At 38.1% G+C, this 21509-nt stretch carries 29 protein-coding genes; 25 read left to right on the forward strand and 4 right to left on the reverse strand.

From position 1 onward, the window contains the following. The first annotated feature begins 26 nt into the window (after nt 1-26). The 14 genes from IW510_RS05430 (at nt 27) to IW510_RS05495 (ending at nt 11902) form a co-directional block, all read left to right on the forward strand. Nucleotides 27-878: a leucine-rich repeat domain-containing protein gene (locus tag IW510_RS05430; protein WP_202057665.1), complete on the forward strand. Its 852-nt coding sequence runs from the start codon at nt 27-29 to the stop codon at nt 876-878. Between the two features lie 105 nt (nt 879-983). Beyond that, on the forward strand, nt 984-1244 hold the full coding sequence (locus IW510_RS05435; protein ID WP_202057666.1) for a hypothetical protein: 261 nt from the start codon (nt 984-986) through the stop codon (nt 1242-1244). A 143-nt stretch (nt 1245-1387) separates the two neighbouring features. Next, nucleotides 1388-1870: a GNAT family N-acetyltransferase gene (locus IW510_RS05440; protein WP_202057667.1), complete on the forward strand. Its 483-nt coding sequence runs from the start codon at nt 1388-1390 to the stop codon at nt 1868-1870. A 151-nt stretch (nt 1871-2021) separates the two neighbouring features. Then, nucleotides 2022-2633 carry a TetR/AcrR family transcriptional regulator gene (locus IW510_RS05445; protein WP_202057668.1) on the forward strand — a complete coding sequence of 204 codons (612 nt, stop codon included), beginning with the start codon at nt 2022-2024 and terminating at the stop codon, nt 2631-2633. An 11-nt stretch (nt 2634-2644) separates the two neighbouring features. Further along, nucleotides 2645-3052 (forward strand): FMN-binding protein, encoded by a 408-nt coding sequence (locus tag IW510_RS05450; protein ID WP_202057669.1) that lies wholly within the window; start codon nt 2645-2647, stop codon nt 3050-3052. A gap of 277 nt (nt 3053-3329) precedes the next feature. Beyond that, nucleotides 3330-5441 carry a hypothetical protein gene (locus tag IW510_RS05455; RefSeq protein ID WP_202057671.1) on the forward strand — a complete coding sequence of 704 codons (2112 nt, stop codon included), beginning with the start codon at nt 3330-3332 and terminating at the stop codon, nt 5439-5441. A gap of 157 nt (nt 5442-5598) precedes the next feature. Further along, nucleotides 5599-6054 (forward strand): GNAT family N-acetyltransferase, encoded by a 456-nt coding sequence (locus IW510_RS05460; protein WP_202057672.1) that lies wholly within the window; start codon nt 5599-5601, stop codon nt 6052-6054. A gap of 81 nt (nt 6055-6135) precedes the next feature. Beyond that, complete coding sequence (locus IW510_RS05465; protein WP_202057673.1) at nt 6136-6576, forward strand: hypothetical protein; 441 nt, start codon at nt 6136-6138, stop codon at nt 6574-6576. Nucleotides 6577-6695: 119 nt separating this feature from the next. Next, nucleotides 6696-7106, forward strand: a complete 411-nt coding sequence (locus IW510_RS05470) for a GFA family protein (protein ID WP_202057674.1) — start codon at nt 6696-6698, stop codon at nt 7104-7106. Nucleotides 7107-7224: 118 nt separating this feature from the next. After that, on the forward strand, nt 7225-7785 hold the full coding sequence (locus tag IW510_RS05475) for a GNAT family N-acetyltransferase (RefSeq protein WP_202057675.1): 561 nt from the start codon (nt 7225-7227) through the stop codon (nt 7783-7785). A gap of 599 nt (nt 7786-8384) precedes the next feature. Continuing rightward, nucleotides 8385-9407 (forward strand): ROK family protein, encoded by a 1023-nt coding sequence (locus IW510_RS05480; protein ID WP_202057676.1) that lies wholly within the window; start codon nt 8385-8387, stop codon nt 9405-9407. A 19-nt stretch (nt 9408-9426) separates the two neighbouring features. Next, the gene (locus IW510_RS05485) at nt 9427-10233 is read left to right on the forward strand and encodes an HAD family hydrolase (protein ID WP_202057677.1); all 807 of its coding nucleotides are present in this window, start codon (nt 9427-9429) and stop codon (nt 10231-10233) included. Nucleotides 10234-10323: 90 nt separating this feature from the next. Then, nucleotides 10324-10929 carry a LysE family translocator gene (locus IW510_RS05490; protein WP_202057679.1) on the forward strand — a complete coding sequence of 202 codons (606 nt, stop codon included), beginning with the start codon at nt 10324-10326 and terminating at the stop codon, nt 10927-10929. A gap of 106 nt (nt 10930-11035) precedes the next feature. Beyond that, nucleotides 11036-11902 (forward strand): aminoglycoside 6-adenylyltransferase, encoded by an 867-nt coding sequence (locus IW510_RS05495; protein ID WP_202057680.1) that lies wholly within the window; start codon nt 11036-11038, stop codon nt 11900-11902. 90 nt (nt 11903-11992) lie between these two features. On the opposite strand, the gene IW510_RS05500 is transcribed toward IW510_RS05495, so the two are convergent. Beyond that, the gene (locus tag IW510_RS05500; protein WP_202057681.1) at nt 11993-12304 is read right to left on the reverse strand and encodes a hypothetical protein; all 312 of its coding nucleotides are present in this window, start codon (nt 12302-12304) and stop codon (nt 11993-11995) included. A gap of 85 nt (nt 12305-12389) precedes the next feature. Between IW510_RS05500 and IW510_RS05505 the strand changes: the two genes are divergently transcribed. The 9 genes from IW510_RS05505 (at nt 12390) to IW510_RS05545 (ending at nt 17809) form a co-directional block, all read left to right on the forward strand. Then, nucleotides 12390-12893: a hypothetical protein gene (locus IW510_RS05505; protein ID WP_202057682.1), complete on the forward strand. Its 504-nt coding sequence runs from the start codon at nt 12390-12392 to the stop codon at nt 12891-12893. Between the two features lie 27 nt (nt 12894-12920). Beyond that, nucleotides 12921-13454: a YcxB family protein gene (locus IW510_RS05510; protein ID WP_202057684.1), complete on the forward strand. Its 534-nt coding sequence runs from the start codon at nt 12921-12923 to the stop codon at nt 13452-13454. 66 nt (nt 13455-13520) lie between these two features. Then, on the forward strand, nt 13521-14075 hold the full coding sequence (locus IW510_RS05515) for a GNAT family N-acetyltransferase (protein ID WP_202057686.1): 555 nt from the start codon (nt 13521-13523) through the stop codon (nt 14073-14075). Then, nucleotides 14068-14547 carry a GNAT family N-acetyltransferase gene (locus IW510_RS05520; protein WP_202057687.1) on the forward strand — a complete coding sequence of 160 codons (480 nt, stop codon included), beginning with the start codon at nt 14068-14070 and terminating at the stop codon, nt 14545-14547. The genes IW510_RS05515 and IW510_RS05520 overlap by 8 nt, the downstream gene beginning before the upstream one ends. A gap of 234 nt (nt 14548-14781) precedes the next feature. Continuing rightward, entirely contained in the window at nt 14782-15234 is a 453-nt protein-coding gene (locus IW510_RS05525; protein WP_202057689.1) for a MarR family winged helix-turn-helix transcriptional regulator, read from the forward strand. Between the two features lie 17 nt (nt 15235-15251). Continuing rightward, nucleotides 15252-15788, forward strand: a complete 537-nt coding sequence (locus tag IW510_RS05530; RefSeq protein WP_202057691.1) for a GNAT family N-acetyltransferase — start codon at nt 15252-15254, stop codon at nt 15786-15788. Between the two features lie 42 nt (nt 15789-15830). After that, nucleotides 15831-16265, forward strand: a complete 435-nt coding sequence (locus tag IW510_RS05535) for a GNAT family N-acetyltransferase (protein ID WP_202057693.1) — start codon at nt 15831-15833, stop codon at nt 16263-16265. Between the two features lie 59 nt (nt 16266-16324). Then, on the forward strand, nt 16325-17194 hold the full coding sequence (locus tag IW510_RS05540; RefSeq protein WP_202057695.1) for an aminoglycoside 6-adenylyltransferase: 870 nt from the start codon (nt 16325-16327) through the stop codon (nt 17192-17194). Between the two features lie 30 nt (nt 17195-17224). After that, nucleotides 17225-17809 carry a GNAT family N-acetyltransferase gene (locus IW510_RS05545; RefSeq protein ID WP_202057697.1) on the forward strand — a complete coding sequence of 195 codons (585 nt, stop codon included), beginning with the start codon at nt 17225-17227 and terminating at the stop codon, nt 17807-17809. A gap of 70 nt (nt 17810-17879) precedes the next feature. On the opposite strand, the gene IW510_RS05550 is transcribed toward IW510_RS05545, so the two are convergent. From IW510_RS05550 to IW510_RS05560, 3 genes are read right to left on the reverse strand one after another with little or no spacing between them, the layout of a single operon-like run. Continuing rightward, entirely contained in the window at nt 17880-18731 is an 852-nt protein-coding gene (locus IW510_RS05550; RefSeq protein ID WP_202057698.1) for an aldo/keto reductase, read from the reverse strand. Further along, nucleotides 18728-19168, reverse strand: a complete 441-nt coding sequence (locus IW510_RS05555; protein WP_202057699.1) for a MerR family transcriptional regulator — start codon at nt 19166-19168, stop codon at nt 18728-18730. Before IW510_RS05555 ends, IW510_RS05550 begins: the two co-directional genes overlap by 4 nt. Nucleotides 19169-19209: 41 nt before the next feature. Beyond that, nucleotides 19210-19788, reverse strand: a complete 579-nt coding sequence (locus IW510_RS05560) for a histidine phosphatase family protein (protein WP_202057700.1) — start codon at nt 19786-19788, stop codon at nt 19210-19212. A 165-nt stretch (nt 19789-19953) separates the two neighbouring features. On the opposite strand from IW510_RS05560, the gene IW510_RS05565 reads away from it, so the two are divergent. Continuing rightward, the gene (locus IW510_RS05565) at nt 19954-20694 is read left to right on the forward strand and encodes a class I SAM-dependent methyltransferase (RefSeq protein WP_202057701.1); all 741 of its coding nucleotides are present in this window, start codon (nt 19954-19956) and stop codon (nt 20692-20694) included. Between the two features lie 32 nt (nt 20695-20726). Next, the gene (locus IW510_RS05570; protein WP_202057702.1) at nt 20727-21410 is read left to right on the forward strand and encodes an HAD family hydrolase; all 684 of its coding nucleotides are present in this window, start codon (nt 20727-20729) and stop codon (nt 21408-21410) included. The last annotated feature ends 99 nt before the right edge of the window (nt 21411-21509 follow it).

The following is a 21509-nucleotide window of genomic DNA, read 5'->3' on the forward strand; positions in this document are numbered from 1 at the left end:
ACTTTCTGAAAATAAGGAGAGTAAATATGAAATTAGTATGTATGTCTGAGCGTTTAACTACATTACCTGAATTCCACGGGGAATTAGAGGAAATAACGGAGTGTAATATCTATAATAATGAGTTTGAACAAATTCCATCAGAGGTATTTGATATGGTAAATTTAGTGAACTTAAATATTTCAGTCAATCAGATTAAAAAAATTCCTAACGAAATTAAGCGCTTAAATCAATTGCAATCGATAGACTTCGGGCATAATCAAATTGACGAACTGCCGGAAGCTTTTTTCTCTTTAACTGATTTGAAGGAGTACGTCTATCTTCATAATAATCAGCTAAAGGAAATTCCTGATTTATTTGATAAAACAGATAAAATTGAATATTTGAATTTGAGTGACAACCAGCTAAAAGAATTGCCACAAAGTATTGGGAAGCTTAAGAACTTGCTTGAGCTGAGAATCATGAATAATCTTCTGGAAGAACTTCCTAAGGAGATAGCAAATCTCGCTGAACTAAGAGAGCTTCATGTGCGTGAAAATAGGCTTAACCATATTTCCTTTAAGAGCTTGAACTGGCATAAATTACGTGTTCTTGACTTAGAAGCCAATCAAATAGGTGACATCAGTTTTGATTTTTCTACTTTAAAAAACTTGCAGAGACTAAATTTAAGAAACAATGAATTGTCAATTCTTCCGGAAGGAATTGGACTTGCCGAAGGCTTAATTGAGCTTGATCTAAGAAGTAATAGGCTGGAAACATTGCCGATAGAAGTTCTAGAGCTTCCACAGCTTCAGCGGTTGGATCTTCGATGGAACCACGAACTTGTTCCACCACTATGGTTGAAGGAGCTAAGAGCAAGAGAATGTATTGTCTATTTATAGTGAAACCAAACTAATTTGAGTTATCGTAATAGTTGACTTGAAGTGGGCTTGAAGGTGTATACTTATTATTGTTATGTATTTCATACAGTAAAGGAGGCGATGCACGTGTCTGGCTCACTAAGGTCAATTGAGGGAGCAGTTCAACAAAAATTAACTGTTCATTTTTCGTTTTCAAAGCGAAATCTTTATTTGATTCCAGTTCAAGAGGAGCATCAGGAAAGCTTAATCATTCCATTTGATCAAATAACTGTTGATTGTAGTGATACAAGTGTCCAACTAACATTTATCGAGCAGAATAGCCGCTATATCTTTTCATTTAGTGCTGCTGATATGAATCAAAGTCTGTGGAATCGATTGAATCAATAGAAAAGTATTGATGAGCAGAGCAAACAATCCTCTGCTCTTTTTTTATGTGTCATGAGCCAAAAAAAATAGTTAGTATTGAACAATAAAAATGCTAGAATAGAAGCATGGTTGGTTATGATAGACTATCTGAAAAGGGGGAAACAATGTCTTATAAAATCAGAGCACTAAGGTCAGAAGAAATCTATTTGCTGGATACCTTTATCTATGAAGCCATTTTCCAACGTCCGGGAGTCGAAAAGCTGCCTAAAAGTATTATTCAGCAACCTGATATCAATGTATACATAAAAGATTTTGGAAAGAAGACAGATTATTGCCTAGTCGCTGAATCTCACGCTAAAGTAGTTGGAGCTGTTTGGACAAGAATTCTTGGAGGCTCTACAAAGGGCTTTGGTCATTTGAATAATGAGACCCCCGAATTTGCGCTTTCAGTACTTGAGGAGTTTCGAGGGCAGGGGATAGGAAAAAGCTTGATGGAGCATATGCTAGTCGAGCTAAAAAGAGCTGGTTATGCTCAAGCATCACTTGCTGTTCAAAAAGATAACTATGCGTTTTTCATGTATAAAGATTTAGGGTTTAAGATTATTGATGAAAATGAAGAGGAGTTCATTATGCTTTATCAGTTTTAAAGAGGAGCAGAAAAAGCTGATTTTAGGCATTAATTTCAGAATTTAGGCGAATATACGCAGCTATTTGTTGTGATATTTGTCTTTTTTTATTGAATATGAAGTGTACTATTGGTATAATTAATGAACTTGTAGTACAGAAAGGTAATGAATAATGGACAAAAGAGAAGCTGTGATCCAATTTCATAGGGAACGAATAATAGAAGCCGCAGAAAGCCTGTTTTTAGATAATGGTGTAGAAACAACCACAATGGATATGATTGCAAAAAAGGCAAATTATAGCAAAACTACTCTTTACAAGTATTTTGAAAGTAAGCAAGAGATTTATTATACAGTTACGTATCGTAGTTTTGTTATGCAAAAAAAGATATTGGAAGAAGTGATTGAAGAGGAACAAAATTTCTTTGATCAATATTTTTCTCTATGCCAGGAAATGGTTAATTTTCAAAAGAAGTATCCTCTATATTTTGATACGTTACTGGAAACAATAGATATTAATTCGGAATTGCCCATTTTGAATGCCATTTATGATATTGGTGAGGAGATAAACGGTATTTTGCAACAGCTTTTAGAAAAAGGGGTTGCAGACGGTATGATATCCAGTGAGATAAAGTTTCCTGAGGTTATTTACCTAATGTGGTCCTCAATTTCCGGAATAATCAGAATGGCTGATAAGAAAGAAGCGTATTTCACGCAAACATCAGATATGTCGCTGACAGCTTTTAGAAATTACGGGTTCAAAATTTTACTTCAAGGTTTGATGTAGGAGGAATACAAATGAAAAATAAGAAAAAAATACTGCTTTCCGGGATAGGATTCATTGTTGGTATTGGCTTGATCTTCGGTGGGAATTATCTTTATAGGGCGTATAAGTACCAGCAGATAGTAGCGGATATTGAGATTCAACCAATTGACTTGGCAAAGGTTTCTGATGGTGTATACTCAGGCCATTTTGATGCCTTATTGGTTGGTGCGAAAACAAAGGTAACTGTGAAGGGTCATAAAATTTCGGCTGTTGAGCTCGTTGAACACAAAACTGAGCTTGGTGAAAAAGCAGAAAAGATTGTTGAGGATGTTGTAAGTCAGCAATCATTAGAGGTTGACACAGTCAGTGGTGCGACAAACAGCAGTAAAGTCATTTTGAAATCAATTGACAATGCACTAAATTCGGAGTCGAATGACTAATACCTACAGCTTTCCCCTTCTTAAAAAAACAGTTTTTCTCTATTAAAAATGAAAAAGAGTACTTTTCATACAGAAAAACCAATAAATTTCAAAAAACTATGAAAACACCAGTTATTTTGGCTGGTGTTTTTGCTATAATTAGAATAAGAAATGTTCATTTGTAGAAAAATGAGTTTTTAAAAAGAAAATCAACTTCGATTTTCTTCAAAAATATATTATTTTAGAATGAAAAAACTTAAAAGAGTTAGAGCGAAAAGAATGTTGGGAGAAGAGACACATGAATTTTTATATGGATGTCCAGTTTTTGGACGAAAAAGAGGGAAGCATTAGTATTTTTGAAGTGGTTTTCTCTAATTATACCGATGATAAGAAAATTGAGAAGATTATTGCAGGAGGACTAAATACCTTCCAGAAGAGAAATCCGTATATTAAAGTAGAAGATGGATTTATTGAATTTTTTGAAGACAGCTCAATTAAACTGAGAATTGAAAGTACTTGTAAGTATCCGCTGTCAAAAAGAAGAATTGAAGATTTAAAGCAAGAGTTAATTGTTGCGTTTAAAATGACCAACGAGGAAAAGGCTCTTTTAGAGAGCAAACGTCAAGCTGAAAATAAGGAAAGACCTGTGTTGACTGCGCTTCAGGAAATGAAAGATGAGTGGAATAACCGTCTGGTTCAAGAAGTCAGTGAGCTGAGAAAGTCATTTTCAGAGCAGGTGTCTGCGATTCAACCGGCAATAGAACAGAAAATCAGCCAGCAGCTGATGACAGCTGAAAAGCAGCAGGTACTTCATTATCAGGAGCTTCAGGAAGCAGTCGTTCTGGGGAATGAGCTGATGACAGAGCATCTTCAGGAAATCCTTCAAAAGGAAAAGAACAGCTTTGGACAACTGAAGAAGCGTATTGCTGCGTTAGATTCGTCAACGGAGCAAAGAAATGAAGCCCTTGAAAGTCAGCTTAAAGAGGTCTATCAACAAACCGCTGCAGGAAACTTGGAGAAAATTGAATTTTTGAAGGAGAAGCTCTCCAGTGAAATTGATGAAAGCAATTTTGATTTAAAAGAAGAGATAAGCTTTCTGGGAACCGATTTAGCACAAAGGCTGGAAGAAGATGGAGAGAGAAACGTTCAGCGGTTCTCTCAGCTAGATGAGGCAATGAAAGCAACAACCGATTTATCATTGGAAAGAGCGGTACAGTTGAATCAACAAGTGGATGACTTGAAGAAGGAGCTGCATCAAACAGCACAAAACATTGAGCCTATCACTGTTTTGTTAAAGGCAAAGAAAACCGCAGATGAAAACAAGCTCAACAATCTTGAAGAATCAATCTTGGCAATTTCTGAAAAACTGGACAAAGAGCTAACCATTCAATCAGAAGAATATAATGAAGGTGTTTTGAAGCAAATTAGTGAGCTAAAAACTGATCTGAATCAAAAAATTGAAGAGGAGCTATCGAAGCTCAATGAAGTGATGCAGTCTGAACAAACAACAGTTGTTGAGGCTGATAAACTGCATGAAATGATTGATTTTGAAGAACAGCTAACTGAAATGAAACGGATGCTGGACGATAATGTAAATCAGATTACGCCGTTATTTTCAACACTGCAAAAAGAGAATATCATGCTTACTCGTAAAATTGATAACCTTGAAGCTCTGATAGCTGATATGCAAAAAGTTTCAGAAGAACAAACGGAGAAAGAACAACCCGTTGAGAATATTCTTCCTCCGATGACTGAAGAAGAACCGTTAGCAGAAGAAGAAAAGCCTGAAACAGAGAAAAAAACAGAAGCCGTAAAAGTAGAGAAAGAGACCGATGATAAGGAAGAGAAAGCAAAAGAGGAACAGCCGAAACCCCTAGAACCGGAACGAAGAATTGAGAAGGTAGATGCCAAATTAGAGAAGCTGCCGGATGAGAAAAAGCCTTCAAATGAAAAGAAACCAACAGTACAACGAATAATACCGAAAGCGTCAGAGGTGGATGTGAAGCCTAAGCAACCTAGGGAACGCCCGGATGTCAATCCATTCCAAACCGATTTCCAGGCCTTAAAGGAACGTTTTTCAGAGCTGGAAAGTGCTCCTCGCTTTGATAAGCAGGTTCGATTGAGCAAGTTTGATTATCGAAAATCAATCACCCATGTTCACTATATCGAATATCGATGGGAAAATGCGGTGTTGGACAAAGAAGACTATCATTTCTTCGGATTAGATAATTTTGAGGAAAAAGTCAACGAATTACCGGAATTTTTAGATGCTTTAAAGGCCGATAATAAGAAAGAGTCTCTATTCAACCAGAATAGTTTTAAGCTAAAAAAGACGGTTTGGGAAAAAATAAAGGCCTATCACTTACTCAGCATCTATCTTGATCAAATCCTTACCTGGCGTCAGGGATAGGGTAGAAAAAGCGCGCAAAGCTAGAAAAAATGAGTTTTATCGATTTTGCTTGATTTGATAGTAGGAAGTAATAGGTTAGGCTTTAATAGACTTTTTGTGACTGGGATTGTATGATTGTCCCAGTCTTTTATATTATCTAGAAAGAGGAGTATGTAGGATGCAAGTTATATCAGTAAGAAAGCACCCAGAGTATTTGAAGGCAGCAATAAGCTATTTCCAACTGCACTGGGGAAGTGAGGAGACGAATAAGTTATATGAAAATTCAATTACTCACGCAATGACAGCTGAAGGCCCATTGCCACAATGGTATTTACTGTGCGATGGAGAGCAAATTATAGGTTGTGCCGGTTTAATTACAAATGACTTTATTAGCCGAATGGATCTTTACCCTTGGCTCTGCGCGTTATACATTGAGGAAGAATTTCGAGGACAGAAGCTGAGCAGATTACTGATAGATAAAGCTAAGCAGGATTCTAAACATTTTGGCTTCAAGCACCTGTACCTATGTACCGATCATGTGGGTTTTTATGAAAAGTCTGGCTTTTCATATATTGGAGACGGCTATCATCCATGGGGAGAAAAGAGTCGAATTTACTCTGTCCCATTATATTGACCCATTTTTGTCAAAAAAAGAACAGGTTAAGTGTAAAAAAGACCGTCTGGTATGCTGAAAAATAAGAAAAGAAGGATGGATATGGAAATACTTAGCACAGGATTCTTTCCTAAGAATATCACTGGTTTTGGAAAAGAAGTCAAACAAGGACATATTCTGAAAGAGCCGAAAACCTTATTTTATCAAGCTGCAAGGGAAGCACAGGCAGAAATAATTTCTTGGAAGCCGCCGACCTATCCCAAAAATTTTTATGAAGTCCTGTTTGTTCTTGGGAAAGAGCAGTTTAGTTGTTTTATACATGAGTACTATGCCTATGCCGGCTTTCAAAATAAACAAGGAGAATATGTGGACTGTGAGCAATTATCAGTTGTTTTATCACCAACATTCATTTGTTTGACTGCTGAAATGCTGGAAGAACAATTTCAAGCTGCTTATTTTTCATTCGATGAGCAAGAGCAGAGCCAATGCACATATTGGCAACCGGAAAAGGTAGGAGAGGTCATTTTTAACTGTTGGGACTAAGGAATTCTTTATCAAGGTTAAGCGAATATTTTTCTTCAACAGGTTACCTTCTCTTTAGTTTTCTGCTATACTAAAAAGAACAAATGTTCTTTTTAGAAGACAATAAAGGAGAGAAAATTATGCAAAATATCCAAGGTACTTGTCTGTGCGAGAAAAATCATCTGGTCATAAAGGAGTATGGCAACTTCGTATATAGTTGTCATTGCGATATGTGCCGAAAGATGTCAGCTGGTCCCGTAATGGCTGTCGATCCGGAAACAAGCGATAACATTGAATTGCATCTTGATGAAGCTTCTGTAACCTATTACCATTCGAGCCCTGAGGTTGAGCGTGCTTTTTGTTCAACATGCGGGACCTATCTATTTTGGCACCATCTTGCAAGGGATCACTATTGTATGAACGCAGAGCTATTTCCTGACATTATCAAGCAGGTAAATTTTGGTCTTCAGGTTTTTTATGACAGAAAACCACACTATTATGATTTTGCCAATGAAACAAAGAAAATGAGTAGTAGCTGGGAAGAAATGTAAGGATAGTTCAAATAGAAAACAGCGAACAAAAGTATACAGTGAAAGATTATGGCAGTAACGGCTTTTTACAAAAGGAACAATAAGAAATTGGATCTGATGATTAGAACGGAGGGAAAAGATGATACTTCATACAAAACGATTAATTCTAAGGCCTTGGGCAGAAAGTGATGCGGAGTGTTTGTTTGAGTATGCAAAAGATGAACGTGTTGGTCCGATTACAGGCTGGCCGCCGCATACAAGCGTTGAAAACAGCAAGGAGATTATTCAACAACTGTTAATGCAGGATCATACTTTTGCAGTTGCTTTGAAGACAAAGCCAGAGCAAGTAATTGGGAATATCGGGGTTATGCTGAATGATGAAGAACTTCGGTTTCCCTTCATGAATCGAAAGGATGCTGAAATTGGTTTTTGGTTAGGTGTTCCCTATTGGGGCAATGGCTACATTCCTGAAGCTGTGAAAAGAGTGCTGACGTATTGCTTTGAGGAACTCGCAGTGGAAAACATCTGGTGTGGCTACTATGAAGGAAATGAGCAGTCTAAAAGGGTACAGGAAAAGGTAGGGTTTCTCTATGAGCGGACGGAAAAAGAGCTGTTTGTTCCGCCACTGGATGAATACCGTGTTGAGCATTTTACAAAGTTGACAAAAAAATGTTGGCTGCAGCAAGCCAGCGTTGATTAGAGTCATTAACTGATGACTTGGTCACTGAATGATCCAAGTGCTTGCACAAATTAGAGGTGATGAGGTCTGAGCTTCTATGTAAAACAAAAATAAATGAAGAAGGATAGTGAAGAGTTGAGTCTTGTCTTCGCTGTCCTTTCTATTTATTTTATATAAGAATGATACAACTAGTTTTTTTTTAGAAAAACCCTTCTCAGAAAAGAAGGGTTAAAGGACAATATAGCTTCTAAAGATTAGAAGAAGAAGCCGATGATAGTCATAGCTGCATCATATAAAAATTGTAAAGCACCAAAAATGAATGACATTCGAGTAACCTCCTTATTTCTTAATATAATAATAAAATAACATACATTTATCTACAATTCAATAGTTTTATGAAAGAAATTAATTACATTTATGAAGATGCAAGATGCATGTAAGTCATTGACCATTGAAAGAATCGTTTGTCTATCATTATTTGGCTCGTCCATATAGCCTGTCTTGAATCCATAAAGACCCTTCATCTACAAAATAAATTTAATAGGTATTTACATTTCTTTCTTTTTTATATATACTTAGTTAAACAACTTAATTAAGTGTATTAATTAAGGGCGGGAGGTATGGATCATTTGACTGTAACCAAAAAGCATTTGATTAAAGAAGAGAACTTAAAGAAAATGAAAACGTTTCTTTATCAAAAGGAGATAGCGACTAAAGCTGAGCTTGCTGAGGCAGCGAATATAAGTGTTGTCACCTCCAATGCATTGGTAAAGGAGCTGGTAGAGTCTGGTGTTTTTCTTGAAGGAGCACAGGTGCAGCAGGAAATGGGACGGCCGGCGACGAATTACTATTTCAATTACAACCACCAACATTATTTACTCTTTTCTATCCAAGAAAAAAAGCAGCAGCTGCAAGTCAAAGTAAGAGTTGTTAATTTAAAAGGGATTGTTCGCTTGGAAAAAGAGGAAGATTTTAGCGCGGTTGACGTCAATCAATTAGTCGCTCTAAGTAAAGAGCTTTATGAAGAGGTTCCTTCCATCATGACAATTGGTATCTCTTTTCCCGGAAAAATGGCAGGTGATATCGTGACCTCCAGTTGGTACGACAGAATGAACGGCTGGAACTTTAAAAAGAGCATCAATGAGGAAGTTAATTTACCTGTGTACATTCAGAATGATGCCAATTTGGCTACAATAGGGTATTGTATCGATCAGGGGATACCGAAAATGTACTTAGTTACAGGGATTTACTATCCTGAGAAGAGTATGCCGGGTGTTTCAATATTTGTGAACAACTACTTGCTTGTTGGAAATCAAGGGTTGGCAGGAGAAGCAAAGTATCTACCTATGTTTCTAAATCAAGAGGACACTCGAACTATCAGTTTTGAGCAATACTCTAAGAATTTAATTGATCTTATCACACTTTATAACGGAGTTGCCGCACCGCACACGGTTGTCATCTTTAAATCCGGTTATGATTTTTCAGCAGTGGAGGTAAAGCAGCAGTTAGAAGAAACGGAAGGCTATGTACGTCAGCCCAATCGACCTGAAATAAAGGTAACAGACTCTTTTGATGAGAATGTCTTCAAAGGAATTCAGTGGTTGGCAATGAAGGAATCAATCTATTTTAATACATTCAGCTAAAAAGGCAGGAGGAAAACAAATGATCAAATTAATTTTATCAGACATGGATGGAACCTTTCTTAATCGACAGGGTGATTTTAATCGCGAGCTTTTCCAAGAAATGCAGCAGCTCTTGAAGGAAACGGGTGTCATCTTCGCACCATGTACAGGAAAGCAGTGTGAGCGAATTGAAGAGCTTTTTGGTGCTGAAACAGCAAAGGATTTTTGGATTCTCGGCGATAGTGCGACTCGTATCAAGCATAATCATGACTATGCCTATCAATCATTACTCCCCAATGAACTGGGACTACGCATTATCAAGAAGCTTGAGTCAATCAGTCTGGAATACACCATTATTGCTTGTACGCCAACAGCCGCTTTTGTAAAGAAAAGTATTACAGAGGATGAACTGAAAATAGTTAAAGGCTCCTATGCAAAGGTGATTCAGCTGGATGATTTCACTGAAATCGAAGAGGATTTTGTTAAAATTACGATTCATGATAAAAAATTACAATGCTTTAAAACAAGAGAGAAATTGGCTGAATTTTTTGATAAGGCCTATATTGTTGCTTCTGAAGCTGCTTGGATTGATATTTCTAACTTGAATGTGCATAAGGGAACGACAGTTGAAAAGCTTCAGGATATGCTGGGAATTACTTATGAAGAAACGATGGTTTTCGGAGACGGGCTAAACGATGTTGAGCTGATGGAAAGAGGTGCTTTCAGTTTCGCCATGCGTGATGGATTTGAGGAGACGAAAGAGGCCGCAAATTATATTATTCGTACCAATGAGGATGACAGTGTCATGAAAACGATTATGCAAATTTTGTCTTTACAGAAAAAATAATATCGGATACTATATTAAAAAAAGCAACTGGGACTTTTCAATGTTCCGGTTGTTTTTTACTAGAAAATAAGAAAGAATGAGGGGAAAAAAATGGGGGAGTATTATCGTTTTCTATTTTTAGTTATTCTATTGATCTTGGTACCGGGACCTGATTATGTCATTGTAACGAAAAATGCGGTTGGATTCGGAAAGTCTGCAGGAATAAAAACGGTCTTTGGGATTGCCGCAGCACTTTTTTGTCACACAATCTTTGCTGTTGTTGGCTTATCGGCATTCGTTGCCAAATCAGCTGCATTATTTACAACAGTGAAATATCTAGGCGCAGTATATCTCTTATATCTTGGGGTTCGCTCTCTCTTTTCAAAAGGGACACAGCTCACAACAACTGCAGAAGCTGAAAAAAAGAACAGCTGGGTTCAAGGTTTTTTTACGAACATTCTAAATCCAAAGGTAGCGGTATTTTTTCTGACCTTTCTTCCGCAATTTGTTTCTTCTGATACGCCCAGTTGGAGAGAGTTCGCATTTTTGGGACTTACCTATGTGCTGTTGACATTGGTTATTTACACCGGCTATGTATTGCTATTGGCGAAAATGAAGGGGATTTTGGAAAAGCCTATAGTCCAAAACATCATCAATAAGCTATCTGGTTTCGTACTTATTATTTTCGGAATCAAGCTTTTCTCAGAAAATAATTGAGCAGGTAGTATAACGATTGCCCTGACATGCCTATGATTGCTCAAAATAACTGCTGGCTGTGTATCGATAAATGATATACTAAAGAAAAGAATGGAGTGGTCATAGGATGGGAAAACAAGATTTTTATACTGAATTTGTTGAACAGTTTGCAGTAGTCGGGCAAAAGCGAAAAGATATAAAGGCTGCCTATATTATCGGCTCTCGAGCAAGGAAAAAGCATCCCGCAGACGAATGGTCTGATTTGGATATTTTGATGTACTCAGATACGCCGGATTATTATTTAAAAAGCAATGAGTACCTGACTCAGTTTGGAGAAATATGGAGTTCCTTCACAACGAAAACTCTAGGTGGTGATAGTGAGCGGCTCACACTTTTTGCAGGAGGCTATCAGGTCGATTTAGTCGTAAAGGATAGTAAGGAATATGAAGGCTATATTGCTTCCGGAGAAATTCCCTGGTTATTTAAAAGAGGCGCCAAACTGATTTTGGCTCATGACAAGCGGGCAGAGCAGTTACTCCCAACGCAAGAGGTACTGCCGGAGAAGCTCCCGTTGAATGAAGCAACACTGAATGAGGTTAACCAAATGTTTTGGTTTATGACTATGTATATTAGCAAGCAGCTTTTGCGCGAAGAAAACTGGTCGGCTAAAGCTAGAGATATGGACTATAAGAACATTCTTTTACAATTGATTGAATGGTACGAGCAATGCCTGCATGGAGCGGACTATGATACATGGCATGGGGGTCGTTTCCTAAAAAAATGGGCAGAACCTGATATTTACGCTGAGCTGTTTGATGTTTTTGGTCATTTTGAATTGGCTGACAGCTGGAAAGCCTTGGAACATTCAATCAAATTATTTGTGCAATTGATTAATAGTGTCCAGACAATCGCAAATATTGACGTTGAGAACGGATTACAAGAGAATGTCATTCATTGGATTAAGAGTAAGAACAATCACTTTCTTGCTGAATGATTTTTACTTTAAATAGAGAAGTGACAGAATAGCAAAACAGTAATAGTAAAAAACCGCTCTGCTGATCGTACATTCAGCAGAGCGGTTTCATCAAATCATTTTCCGTTTTCTAACAGAAAATCTATATACTGCAAAGCTTGCCATCAAGGAAATTAACAAGAACCAGATAGTGTCATATAATTCTAGTGGAAGGATTTTTCCGCCAAAGTAGAAAGCAGCAAATGTGGCTATCGCAAAAACTAACGCAATTATTCTTCTTCGAACGTTTTTCTTCGAGTAATTCGACGTAATAGAGTCATCAGAGGGAACATAGGCAGAAAGATTAGGATCTCGGCTTAGCATTTTGTTATCTCGATCGATATCATTTTTTCCAACAGACCAGCGCTTATCACCCATACTCATTTTGTTCATCTCCTGTCTGAATCTTATACTATTATATCATATATCCTTTTATTCAGTATCAGAGCGGTTCGTTTATAGGCTTGCCATGTCAAATAAAAAAGTAGAGAAAAAGCATATTTTTGCTAAATACATCAAGTGTTTTTGGTATAATTTGCTGAGAGAGGTGAGTGAAGTGGAAACGTTCCAGAAAAGAGGGTATGTTGTTAGAGAAACAGGACCAGTATACTATACAAAGAATATGGAGCGGACCATTCAATGGTTTGAAACTGTTCTCGGCTGGTATAGTGAAGTGGATGAAAGGAACTCAAACGGAGATGGGCTATACGGCTGTGTTTACGATACACCACCGGTCTTCGAGAATCTACATTTGGCTCCATTTACCGGTATTCATTTGTTCTATGGAGAGCCTAAGCAAGGCATGGTCGCTTTCTTAAAGGTTTCTGGAATTGAACAGCTACATAGCTTTGTGAAGAAAGCTGGCTGGTCAGATATTTCTCCGGTCAAGATAGAGCCTTGGGGTGGAAAGACCTGTTCGATTCAGACGATTGATGATTGTGAGCTGCGTTTTTTTGAAATAGAGCTGAAATAGATTGATGAAAGCTGGTGTTGGAAAAGGATGGATAAGCAATTTAGGATTTCCTATGAGTTGACAGTAGATGATAATTTAATTTATCAAGAAAAGGTCTTTTTAAGTAATAAAAATCCAAGTATCATAGATAGTATTCGACGATGGACTAGGTTTTCTTTTTTATTAATCGTTGTATTGTATCCGTTGTTTACGTTTATGGTAACAAATTCTGTCAAGATTACTGCAATCATTACGGTGGCTGCGTTGGCACTGTTTGGGTTACTCTGGATGAATGCCACAAAGCTGTATTGGAAAAGGTATCGATTGAAGGCAAAAAAAGATATGATTAAGCTGTTTTTTGAAAATGATGTTGAAAAGAAAGTACCAATAGAAGCAGCATTTTCAGAAGAGGAACTAACAATCATCTCAGAAGATCGGACAAAAACAATTAGGAAATCAGATATTAATCTGACGGAAATTACAGATGAGTATATCTTTTTCTATACAAGTAAATATGATGGTTCGATTATTCCGTTGAAGCAGCTTGTGAACGAGCAGCAAGTGATTGACTGGTTTTCTTGAAGGGAAAGAAAGTAGCAAATAGTCAATAAAATCGGGAAAAATGAAGGATTCGGGAGGAGTTTTACTATGTTAACAATTCGGCAAGCTACAGAAAAGGATATCGAGGCAATACTCGCTATTTATACACCTTATGTATTGAAGACACCCATTACGTTTGAGTACAGTGTTCCTTCGCTGGAAGAGTTTAAGCAAAGGGTGTTAGACACCTTACCTAATTACCCCTATCTTGTTGCAGAGGATGAGAAGCAGGGAATTGTTGGTTATGCTTATGCACATAACTATAAACCAAGAAAAGCTTATGACTGGACGGTGGAAGTGACTGTTTATGTAGCGGAAGCTGCTCAAGGGATGGGTGCTGGAAAGCTATTGTATCAAGCACTTGAGAAAGAGCTTGCTGCACAGCAAGTGGTGAATCTGACTGCATGCATCACCGGTCAAAATGAAGGTAGCATTCGATTCCACGAGGCGTTGGGGTACAAATATGTTGGCGTTTTTGAAAAAGTCGGTTATAAGTTTGACACATGGTACGATGTCGTTTGGATGCAAAAAAAATTGAAGTCTAAAGAACACCGGGAATTTATTCCTTATTCTGAACTGAAGGACATTGAATACAATGATTAGAAAGGCTTTGCCAAGAGAAGCGAATCTACTTACCATACTGACGAAACGCTCAAAACAGCACTGGGGCTATCCGGAGAATTACATGGATGCCTGGGCAGAGGACCTGACGATACATGAACAGTATATTGAAATGAATACGGTATTTGTGTTCGAGGATGAAGGGGAAATTCTTGGTTATGTATCATTTATTCAAGAAAACAAGGACCTGGAAATTGGGTCACATCGTTTTGTGGTCAGTGGTTCTTTAGACAATTTATTTATAGAGCCTGACTACATTGGACAGGGGCTTGGTCAGCAGTTAGTGGAATTTTTAATTGCTTGGTGTGTAAGGGAACATGCCACATCATTCTATCTAGTTGCTGATCCACATGCAAAAGGTTTTTATGAAAAGCTGGGCTTTTTGTTGGTTGGGGAACAGGAAACTCAGATTCCCAATCGTTCTTTACCAATATTTCTTTTTAAAGGTGAATAAAAAGAAGTAAGTGTGTCTTTGGGGATAAGAATTGATATAGAAGCTGAGTGCAGAGATGTACTCAGCTTTTTTGTAAAAATTAAGTTTTAAGTATGTGTATCGTATTGATAAATGTTAAGTTAACTATAATTATGTTATGTAAACTAAAAAAGAAATTAAACTTATTTTTGTTGCATTTGCAACTAAATTGTTTTAAGATGAATAATAGAGAATAGACGAGAGGAGAAATAGACGATGGTAGATATTCTTAGAGATATTGGTATCATTAATCGAGCATTGGATTCTATCGCCAACATCGAGTTCAAGGACCTTGCGCTTACACGAGGGCAGTATCTCTATTTAGTTAGAATCTTTGAAAATCCCGGTATTATTCAAGATAAACTGGCTGAGACAATCAAAGTGGATCGCACAACAGCTGCCAGGGCAATAAAAAAACTGGAGAGCAATGGCTTTATTGAAAAGAAAATGGACAAAGAGAACAAGAAAAATAAACGACTCTTTTCAACAAAAAAAGGAGAGCAGGCAGCAGCTTATATCATCAAAGAGAATATTTACTCCAATGGTCGAGCGCTGGAAGGCTTCAGTTTGGAGGAAGCAGAAGTACTTTCGCAGCTGCTTCAAAGAGTGAGAAGCAATGTTGAAGGTGACTGGGAATATGTCAAAAAGGGAAATAGTCGTTCATATTAGCAAAAGGAGGAAATGGAATGAAAGTATTTATTAGAGAATGTACCATTGATGATTTAGAGACGCTTCAAAAAATCAGTATAGAGACCTTTACAGATACGTTTGCCGCTCAGAATACACAGGAGAATCTTACTGCATATCTGGAAAAGGCGTATACGTTGGAAAAATTAACAGAGGAAATGCAACAGCTGGAAAGCTTCTTCTTCTTTATCTACATGGAGGAAGAGCTGGCGGGGTATCTAAAGCTTAATATCAATGCTGCACAGACAGAACATCCTATAGAAGAGGGACTAGAGGTCGAACGTATTTATATTCGTAGCAATTTTAAACGAAAGGGCTTAGGAAATCGACTACTTGAAAAGGCTATCGCACTAGCAAAGGAAAAAAAGAAAAAGAATATTTGGTTGGGTGTTTGGGAAGAGAATCTTGCTGCTCGCAAATTTTATCAAAAAATGGGGTTTGTTCAATCCGGTCAGCATTCCTTTTTTATGGGAGAGGACGAACAAATAGATTTGATTATGGTGAAATCTTTGGCTGAGGCGCAGACTGAAGTATAAACACATAATAAGTCGTGCATTATCTGATTAAGGGGGAAGAGCGTGGAACGCATTAAATATGAAAGCAATTCAATAATTTATCAAGAGTCATTGATGCTTCGTAACCGAATATTACGTTTGCCTCTTGGGAAAGATATCTTTGCAGAGGACCTTTCAATTGAACGGCAAAACAAATTTTACGGTATTTTAGTTGATAAGCAGCTGATCGCAACAATTAGCGCGTATGACGAGGCGCCCTCTATTGCACATGTGACTGCTTTTGCAGTTGAGGAAGCTTATCAGAAAATGGGGTATGGCCGTTTGTTGTTGGATTTTTTAGTGACTGACTTGGCAGAGAGCGGGTTCAAAAGAGTAAATGTTGATGCACGAGCTACAGCCAAAGTTTTCTATGAAAAATGCGGATTTATTGTGGTTGATGGTCCTATCCGTAATGAGCACCTTGAAATTGACGATTACAAGATGAGCATCTTACTATAGGTAGACGAAATTTATAGAAGAATGTATTAGAAAATATCTTAAAATAAGGAGAGGTCTTTTTGCAAGATAAAACGATGCAGCAGCTGCTTGATTTTTTTGAGAGCAATAATGATTTACTTGTTTTTGGAATGAATGGTTCAAAAACCAATGCAGCTATTCCGGATGATTGCTTCAAGGATTATGATGTAGTCTTTTTTACTGAAGAGGTTTCAAAGTACAAGGAAAATCAGGACTTTTTAGCTCAATTTGGTGAGGTTCTTCTTTATACAGAACCGGAGCTTGATGCAGTAACACCGCTGTTTCCTAATGGAGATGGCTACATTTATCTGGTGCAATATACGAATGGCGTCCGGATTGATTGCCAGTTCCGTTCCTTGGCGTCTTTAGCTGCTTATCTCGAAGAAGACAGCTTGACCTTGATTATTGGAGACAAAGAAGGACTGGTGGAAACTAAACCGATGCCTGATGATTCTGATTACTGGTTGAAGCAGCCAACACAGCTCAGCTATGAGCAGTCAATTAAAGAGTTTTGGTGGGAATTCAATAATACGTTAAAGGCGACAATCAGAGGGGAGCTATTGTTGGCACAGTTCTATTTAAATCTTACAAGAGCAGAGCTGATTCAACTAATGACATGGACAGTTGCTTGTGATAATGGGTATGAAATGAATTATGGAAAGCAGCATACACGAGTTTTAGACTATTTATGTGATTTGGAAAGAGAGCAGCTGCTTCAAACCTTTGATACAGGTTCGCAGGAAAAAATTTTTTCTGCTCTTAAGCAGATGAAGAGACTAGAGGAGAAGTATATGCCTCTCCTTGGTCGAGCCGGTGGGTTTCAGTTTGAACAGCTGACTGCTCTTAATGAGGTGCCGACAAAATACTTGAAAAGTAAAAATCAAGCAAAGCTGGCTGCTTATTTTGAGTGATAGAGGAAAAGCATGAGTGGGAGGAAAAGAATGATAGAAACAAACCGGCTGATTCTTAGAGCCTTTGAATCTACAGAAAAAGATATCGCGGCGTTGTATGAGATTTTAGCAGATGAGGAAGTGAATACTTATCTTCCATGGTTTCCATTGAAAAGCCAAAAGGAAGCGCTGGATTTTTATCATGAAAGAATTGCGAAGAGAAATTGCTCAACAGAAGCTGGCTTCTATTTTGCCATATGTTTTAAGGAAGATAATAGACCAATCGGCTATGTTACAGCAAGCGGTGAGAAGAATCATGATTTCGGTTATGGCGTGAGAAAGGATTTTTGGAATCGAGGCGTAACAACCGAAGCGGCAGCAGCAGTCATTGATTTTTTGCGAAATCAAGGCTGGCCCTATATTACTGCGACACATGATATCAATAACCCTGCAAGTGGAGCAGTCATGAAAAAGCTTGGACTAACCTACAGGTATTCCTATAAGGAACAATGGCAGCCTAAAAATAAGCAAGTGACCTTTAGAATGTATCAGCTTGATTTTGATGAGAAAAATGACACGTACCAAGGGTATTGGGAGCAGTATCCTGAGCATTTTATAGAAAAGGGAATCGAATAGTGAGAAATAAAGAGACAGGCAATCCTGACAGAGATAATGTTCTTCTGCAGGATTGCCTGTCTTTCAAAGTCTATACATCCATCTTTCTTTCTGCCATCCATCGAATCATTGCCGGATCAGCATGAGAGAAGAACTGACTTTCACCTTGATTTAAGGAGGCAATAGCATTTTTATCTTCAGTCGTTAGAGAGAAGTCGAAAATCGCTAAATTTTCTGCCATACGCTCTGGCTTGACCGATTTTGCCAAAACGACAAGCTCTTGCTCCACAAGCCAGCGGAGAATGACCTGAGCGACTGTTTTATTGTGTCTTTTACTAATTTCATTAAGCGTTGGATTGTTAAAAATATCATTTTTTCCTTCTGCAAAAGGTGCCCAGGCTTCGGGAATAATGCCTTCGTCCTTCAAGGCCTTAATAACTTCTGTTTGCTGATTGAAGGGGTTGATTTCTATTTGATTCATTTGCGGAGTAACTTTATTGAACTCGGCTAAATCAACTGCACGATCGACAGGGAAGTTTGAAACCCCAATAGAACGGACAAGCTTTTGCTCAAGCAGTTCTTCCATTGCACGCCAAGCACCATAGACATCATTGTAGGGCTGGTGGATTAGTAATAGGTCAACATAATCAAGCCCTAGTCGTGTAAGAGAACGTTGGAAGGACTCTTTGACGCCTTCGTAAGAAACATTTTCCACCCAAATTTTTGTTGTAATGAACAGCTCATTTCTATCAATACCGGAAGCGGCAATTCCTTGACCAACGGCTTTCTCATTTTGATAAGATTGAGCAGTGTCAATATGTCGATAGCCGGCTTGAATCGCATCCATCACTGCTTGCTTTGCTTCCTCTGGATCAGTAATTTGGAAGGTGCCAAATCCCAAAACAGGTACTTCGACACCATTATTCATTTTTATTGTTTTCATAAAAGGTTCCCTCCATTATCTTTTAAATGCGTTCTTTTCCATAGTTCCTCAACTTCGTCATCTGGTAAATCGCCGCTCCTGAATTTCGCAAGATGTTCATCGTAGGTTTCTATCTTATATTCCAAAAGGTCACGAACACGGACCATATCCTCAATTTTGTCATTCAACTCTTTCAACTGTTCCTTCAAGATATCTTTCTGGGCCAAGCGCTTATCATCCGTATATTGAGATAACGCAGCAAATTCAATCAAAGATTCGATAGAAAGCCCAGCATTTCGAAGGCTTTTGGCTAGAAATACCCAGTTTAAGTCACGTTTTGTAAATATACGGTACCCATTCTTGTCTCTTTTCACCGGCGGAATAACACCAACACGCTCGTAATAGCGAATCGTTTCGACAGTCAAATCAAACATATCGGCCACTTGCTTAATATTCATAGGCTTTTCCTTTCTGTATTAAATTAGGGTGCATCTCTAAGCTAATCAAGAGCAGAAAAGTCATGATTGACTATTTCTACAAGCTCAAACGAGTCCTGCTCAAAGGTAAATTTTAAAATGCAACAGTTGCCAATCCTGCTTTTTTGGTCAACGGTACTTGTATGTGCCCAATTCCTCATGAATTGTCTGCAGGAAGCGCCATGAGAGACGGCAAGAATCGTCTCACCAGTGCTTTCCTGCATAAGCTTCAGCAGGGTGTCAGAAACTCTCTTTTTGAACGCCTGCTCCTCCTCGCCACCGTAAGCTACGAAGAAGTCACCATAGGGAAGTGGAGGATTTAGATATTCATGCTCCGCTTCCATTGAGCCGAAATTCCATTCCTTTAGTCCTTTAAGCTGCTTGTAGTCACTGTCTGTTACTAGCTCCAATGTATCACAAGCTCGTTCAGAGGTAGAGGAAAAGGCTTGGTCAAACTGAATGTTATTTGAGATAAAGTAGTCTCTGGCAATCGTTGCCTGCTGTTTTCCCTTCTCAGTTAAGGGAGAATCGCACCAGCCCTGAATTTTTTTCTGTTGATTGAATAGTGTTTCTCCATGGCGCATCAGATACAATGTTTTCATATTTTCGCTTCCTTTCATCAATTTCTTACCTTTATCATAAACCCTGAAGTAGACTTCAAGGCAAGCGAAAACTAAAAAATTTTTATTTTTATTGACTGGTATACAATCAGAAAGCAATACGCTACACTTGGCTTATAGGAAAATATGATTTTAAGGAGGATGGTTATGTTTGTTGAGTATGGAGAGTTGAGTACCAAAATGTATGAGCTGACCAAGCCAATCGGCTATTCAATAAATGGCGATTTGGAATATTACTATCAACAGCTGGCATCAGTTAAAGGGAAAATTTTAGAAGCAGGTGTAGGAACCGGCAGATTGATGATTCCCTTTATCAAGAAAGGGTTAACTATTGAGGGTGTGGACCTTTCTGAACACATGTTGGAGCAATGCAAAAAGAATTTAGTAAAAGAAGGGCTCGAGGGAAAGCTTTATCAAGGTGATTTGACAGCGCTTCAGTTGAACGTGGCTTATGAAGCAATCATGATGCCGACTGGCAGTTTTTGCCTGTTGCCTAAGAGCCATGCTGCTGCTGTGCTGCATTCATTTTATACCCACTTGACTGTTGGAGGAAAAGTAATTATTGATTTGGAACTGCCTTCATGGTTTGTTGAAAATGAAGTCACGACAAGTCATTATCCAATGGACAAGGAATCTGGTATTCTCTTCACCAGTACAGCACAAACGATGAATTGGCACGAACAAAAAACGGCCTATATTCACCGATATGATTTGGTGAGAGAAGGATTGATAGAAAAAACTGAGGTTTCTAACTTCGTTCTTTATTGGTACGGAATTGAAGAATTTACCATGCTTCTGAAAGCTGTCGGTTTTTCTTCAGTAGAGAGTGACATCGGCTATGGAAAAGACCCCAATAGTTCTCTAGTAACCTTTGTTGCTGTAAAGTAGAACACTTAACGAAAAACATTCGGAGGAAAAGCATGAACAAACAGGCGATTATTTTTGATATGGATGGCGTTATTGTTGATACTGAGTTTTTAGATTATCAGTTTCAGAAGGAATTTATTGCGAGAGAAAATGGGGCCGTTTCAAACGATGAAGCTGTTGATTACAGTGCGTTAGTTGGACGTTCCTATGATGATTTGTATCGAACAATGCAGACGTTTCTCAATAAGGAGTATTCTTTGGAGGAGCTGAAGCAGGCATTTATTCGCTTCAATGAAGAAAGATACCATAGCTTAGATTATCCGGCGCTCTTTCGAAAGGACATCAAAGCTATTTTGGAAGAAGCAAAGCAGCAGAATCGCTTACTAGCTGTTGCTTCTTCTTCAGAATATGCTCATATCCTCGAAGTGCTTGAAGCTTGTGGGATTGACAAGTATTTTGATGTGATTTACAGTGGTGAATTCGTAAAGGAAAGCAAACCAAATCCTGAAATCTATAGAAAAACATTGGAAAAGCTAGGGGTTACTCCTGAAAACGCGTTAGCGATTGAGGATTCCAGTCATGGGATACGGGCAGCCAAAGAGGCAGGAATACAGACCATTGCCTATAAAGAGACACGTATGGCTATCGACCAGTCAGAAGCTGATTATTCAGGCGAAGATATGTGTGAAATCAGAGCGATCATCACTGCTCATTTTGAGAATCTAAATCGTAGGTAAAGATTCGTTTCTTTACCCTACAATTATCAGCAAAGTCTAATTATTTATACTAAAAAAGCCAGTGATAAGACCGAAAGGGGAGTTATCACCGGCTTTTTC

The organism is Enterococcus sp. BWR-S5 (assembly GCF_016745255.1).
GTDB lineage: Bacteria > Bacillota > Bacilli > Lactobacillales > Enterococcaceae > Enterococcus_L.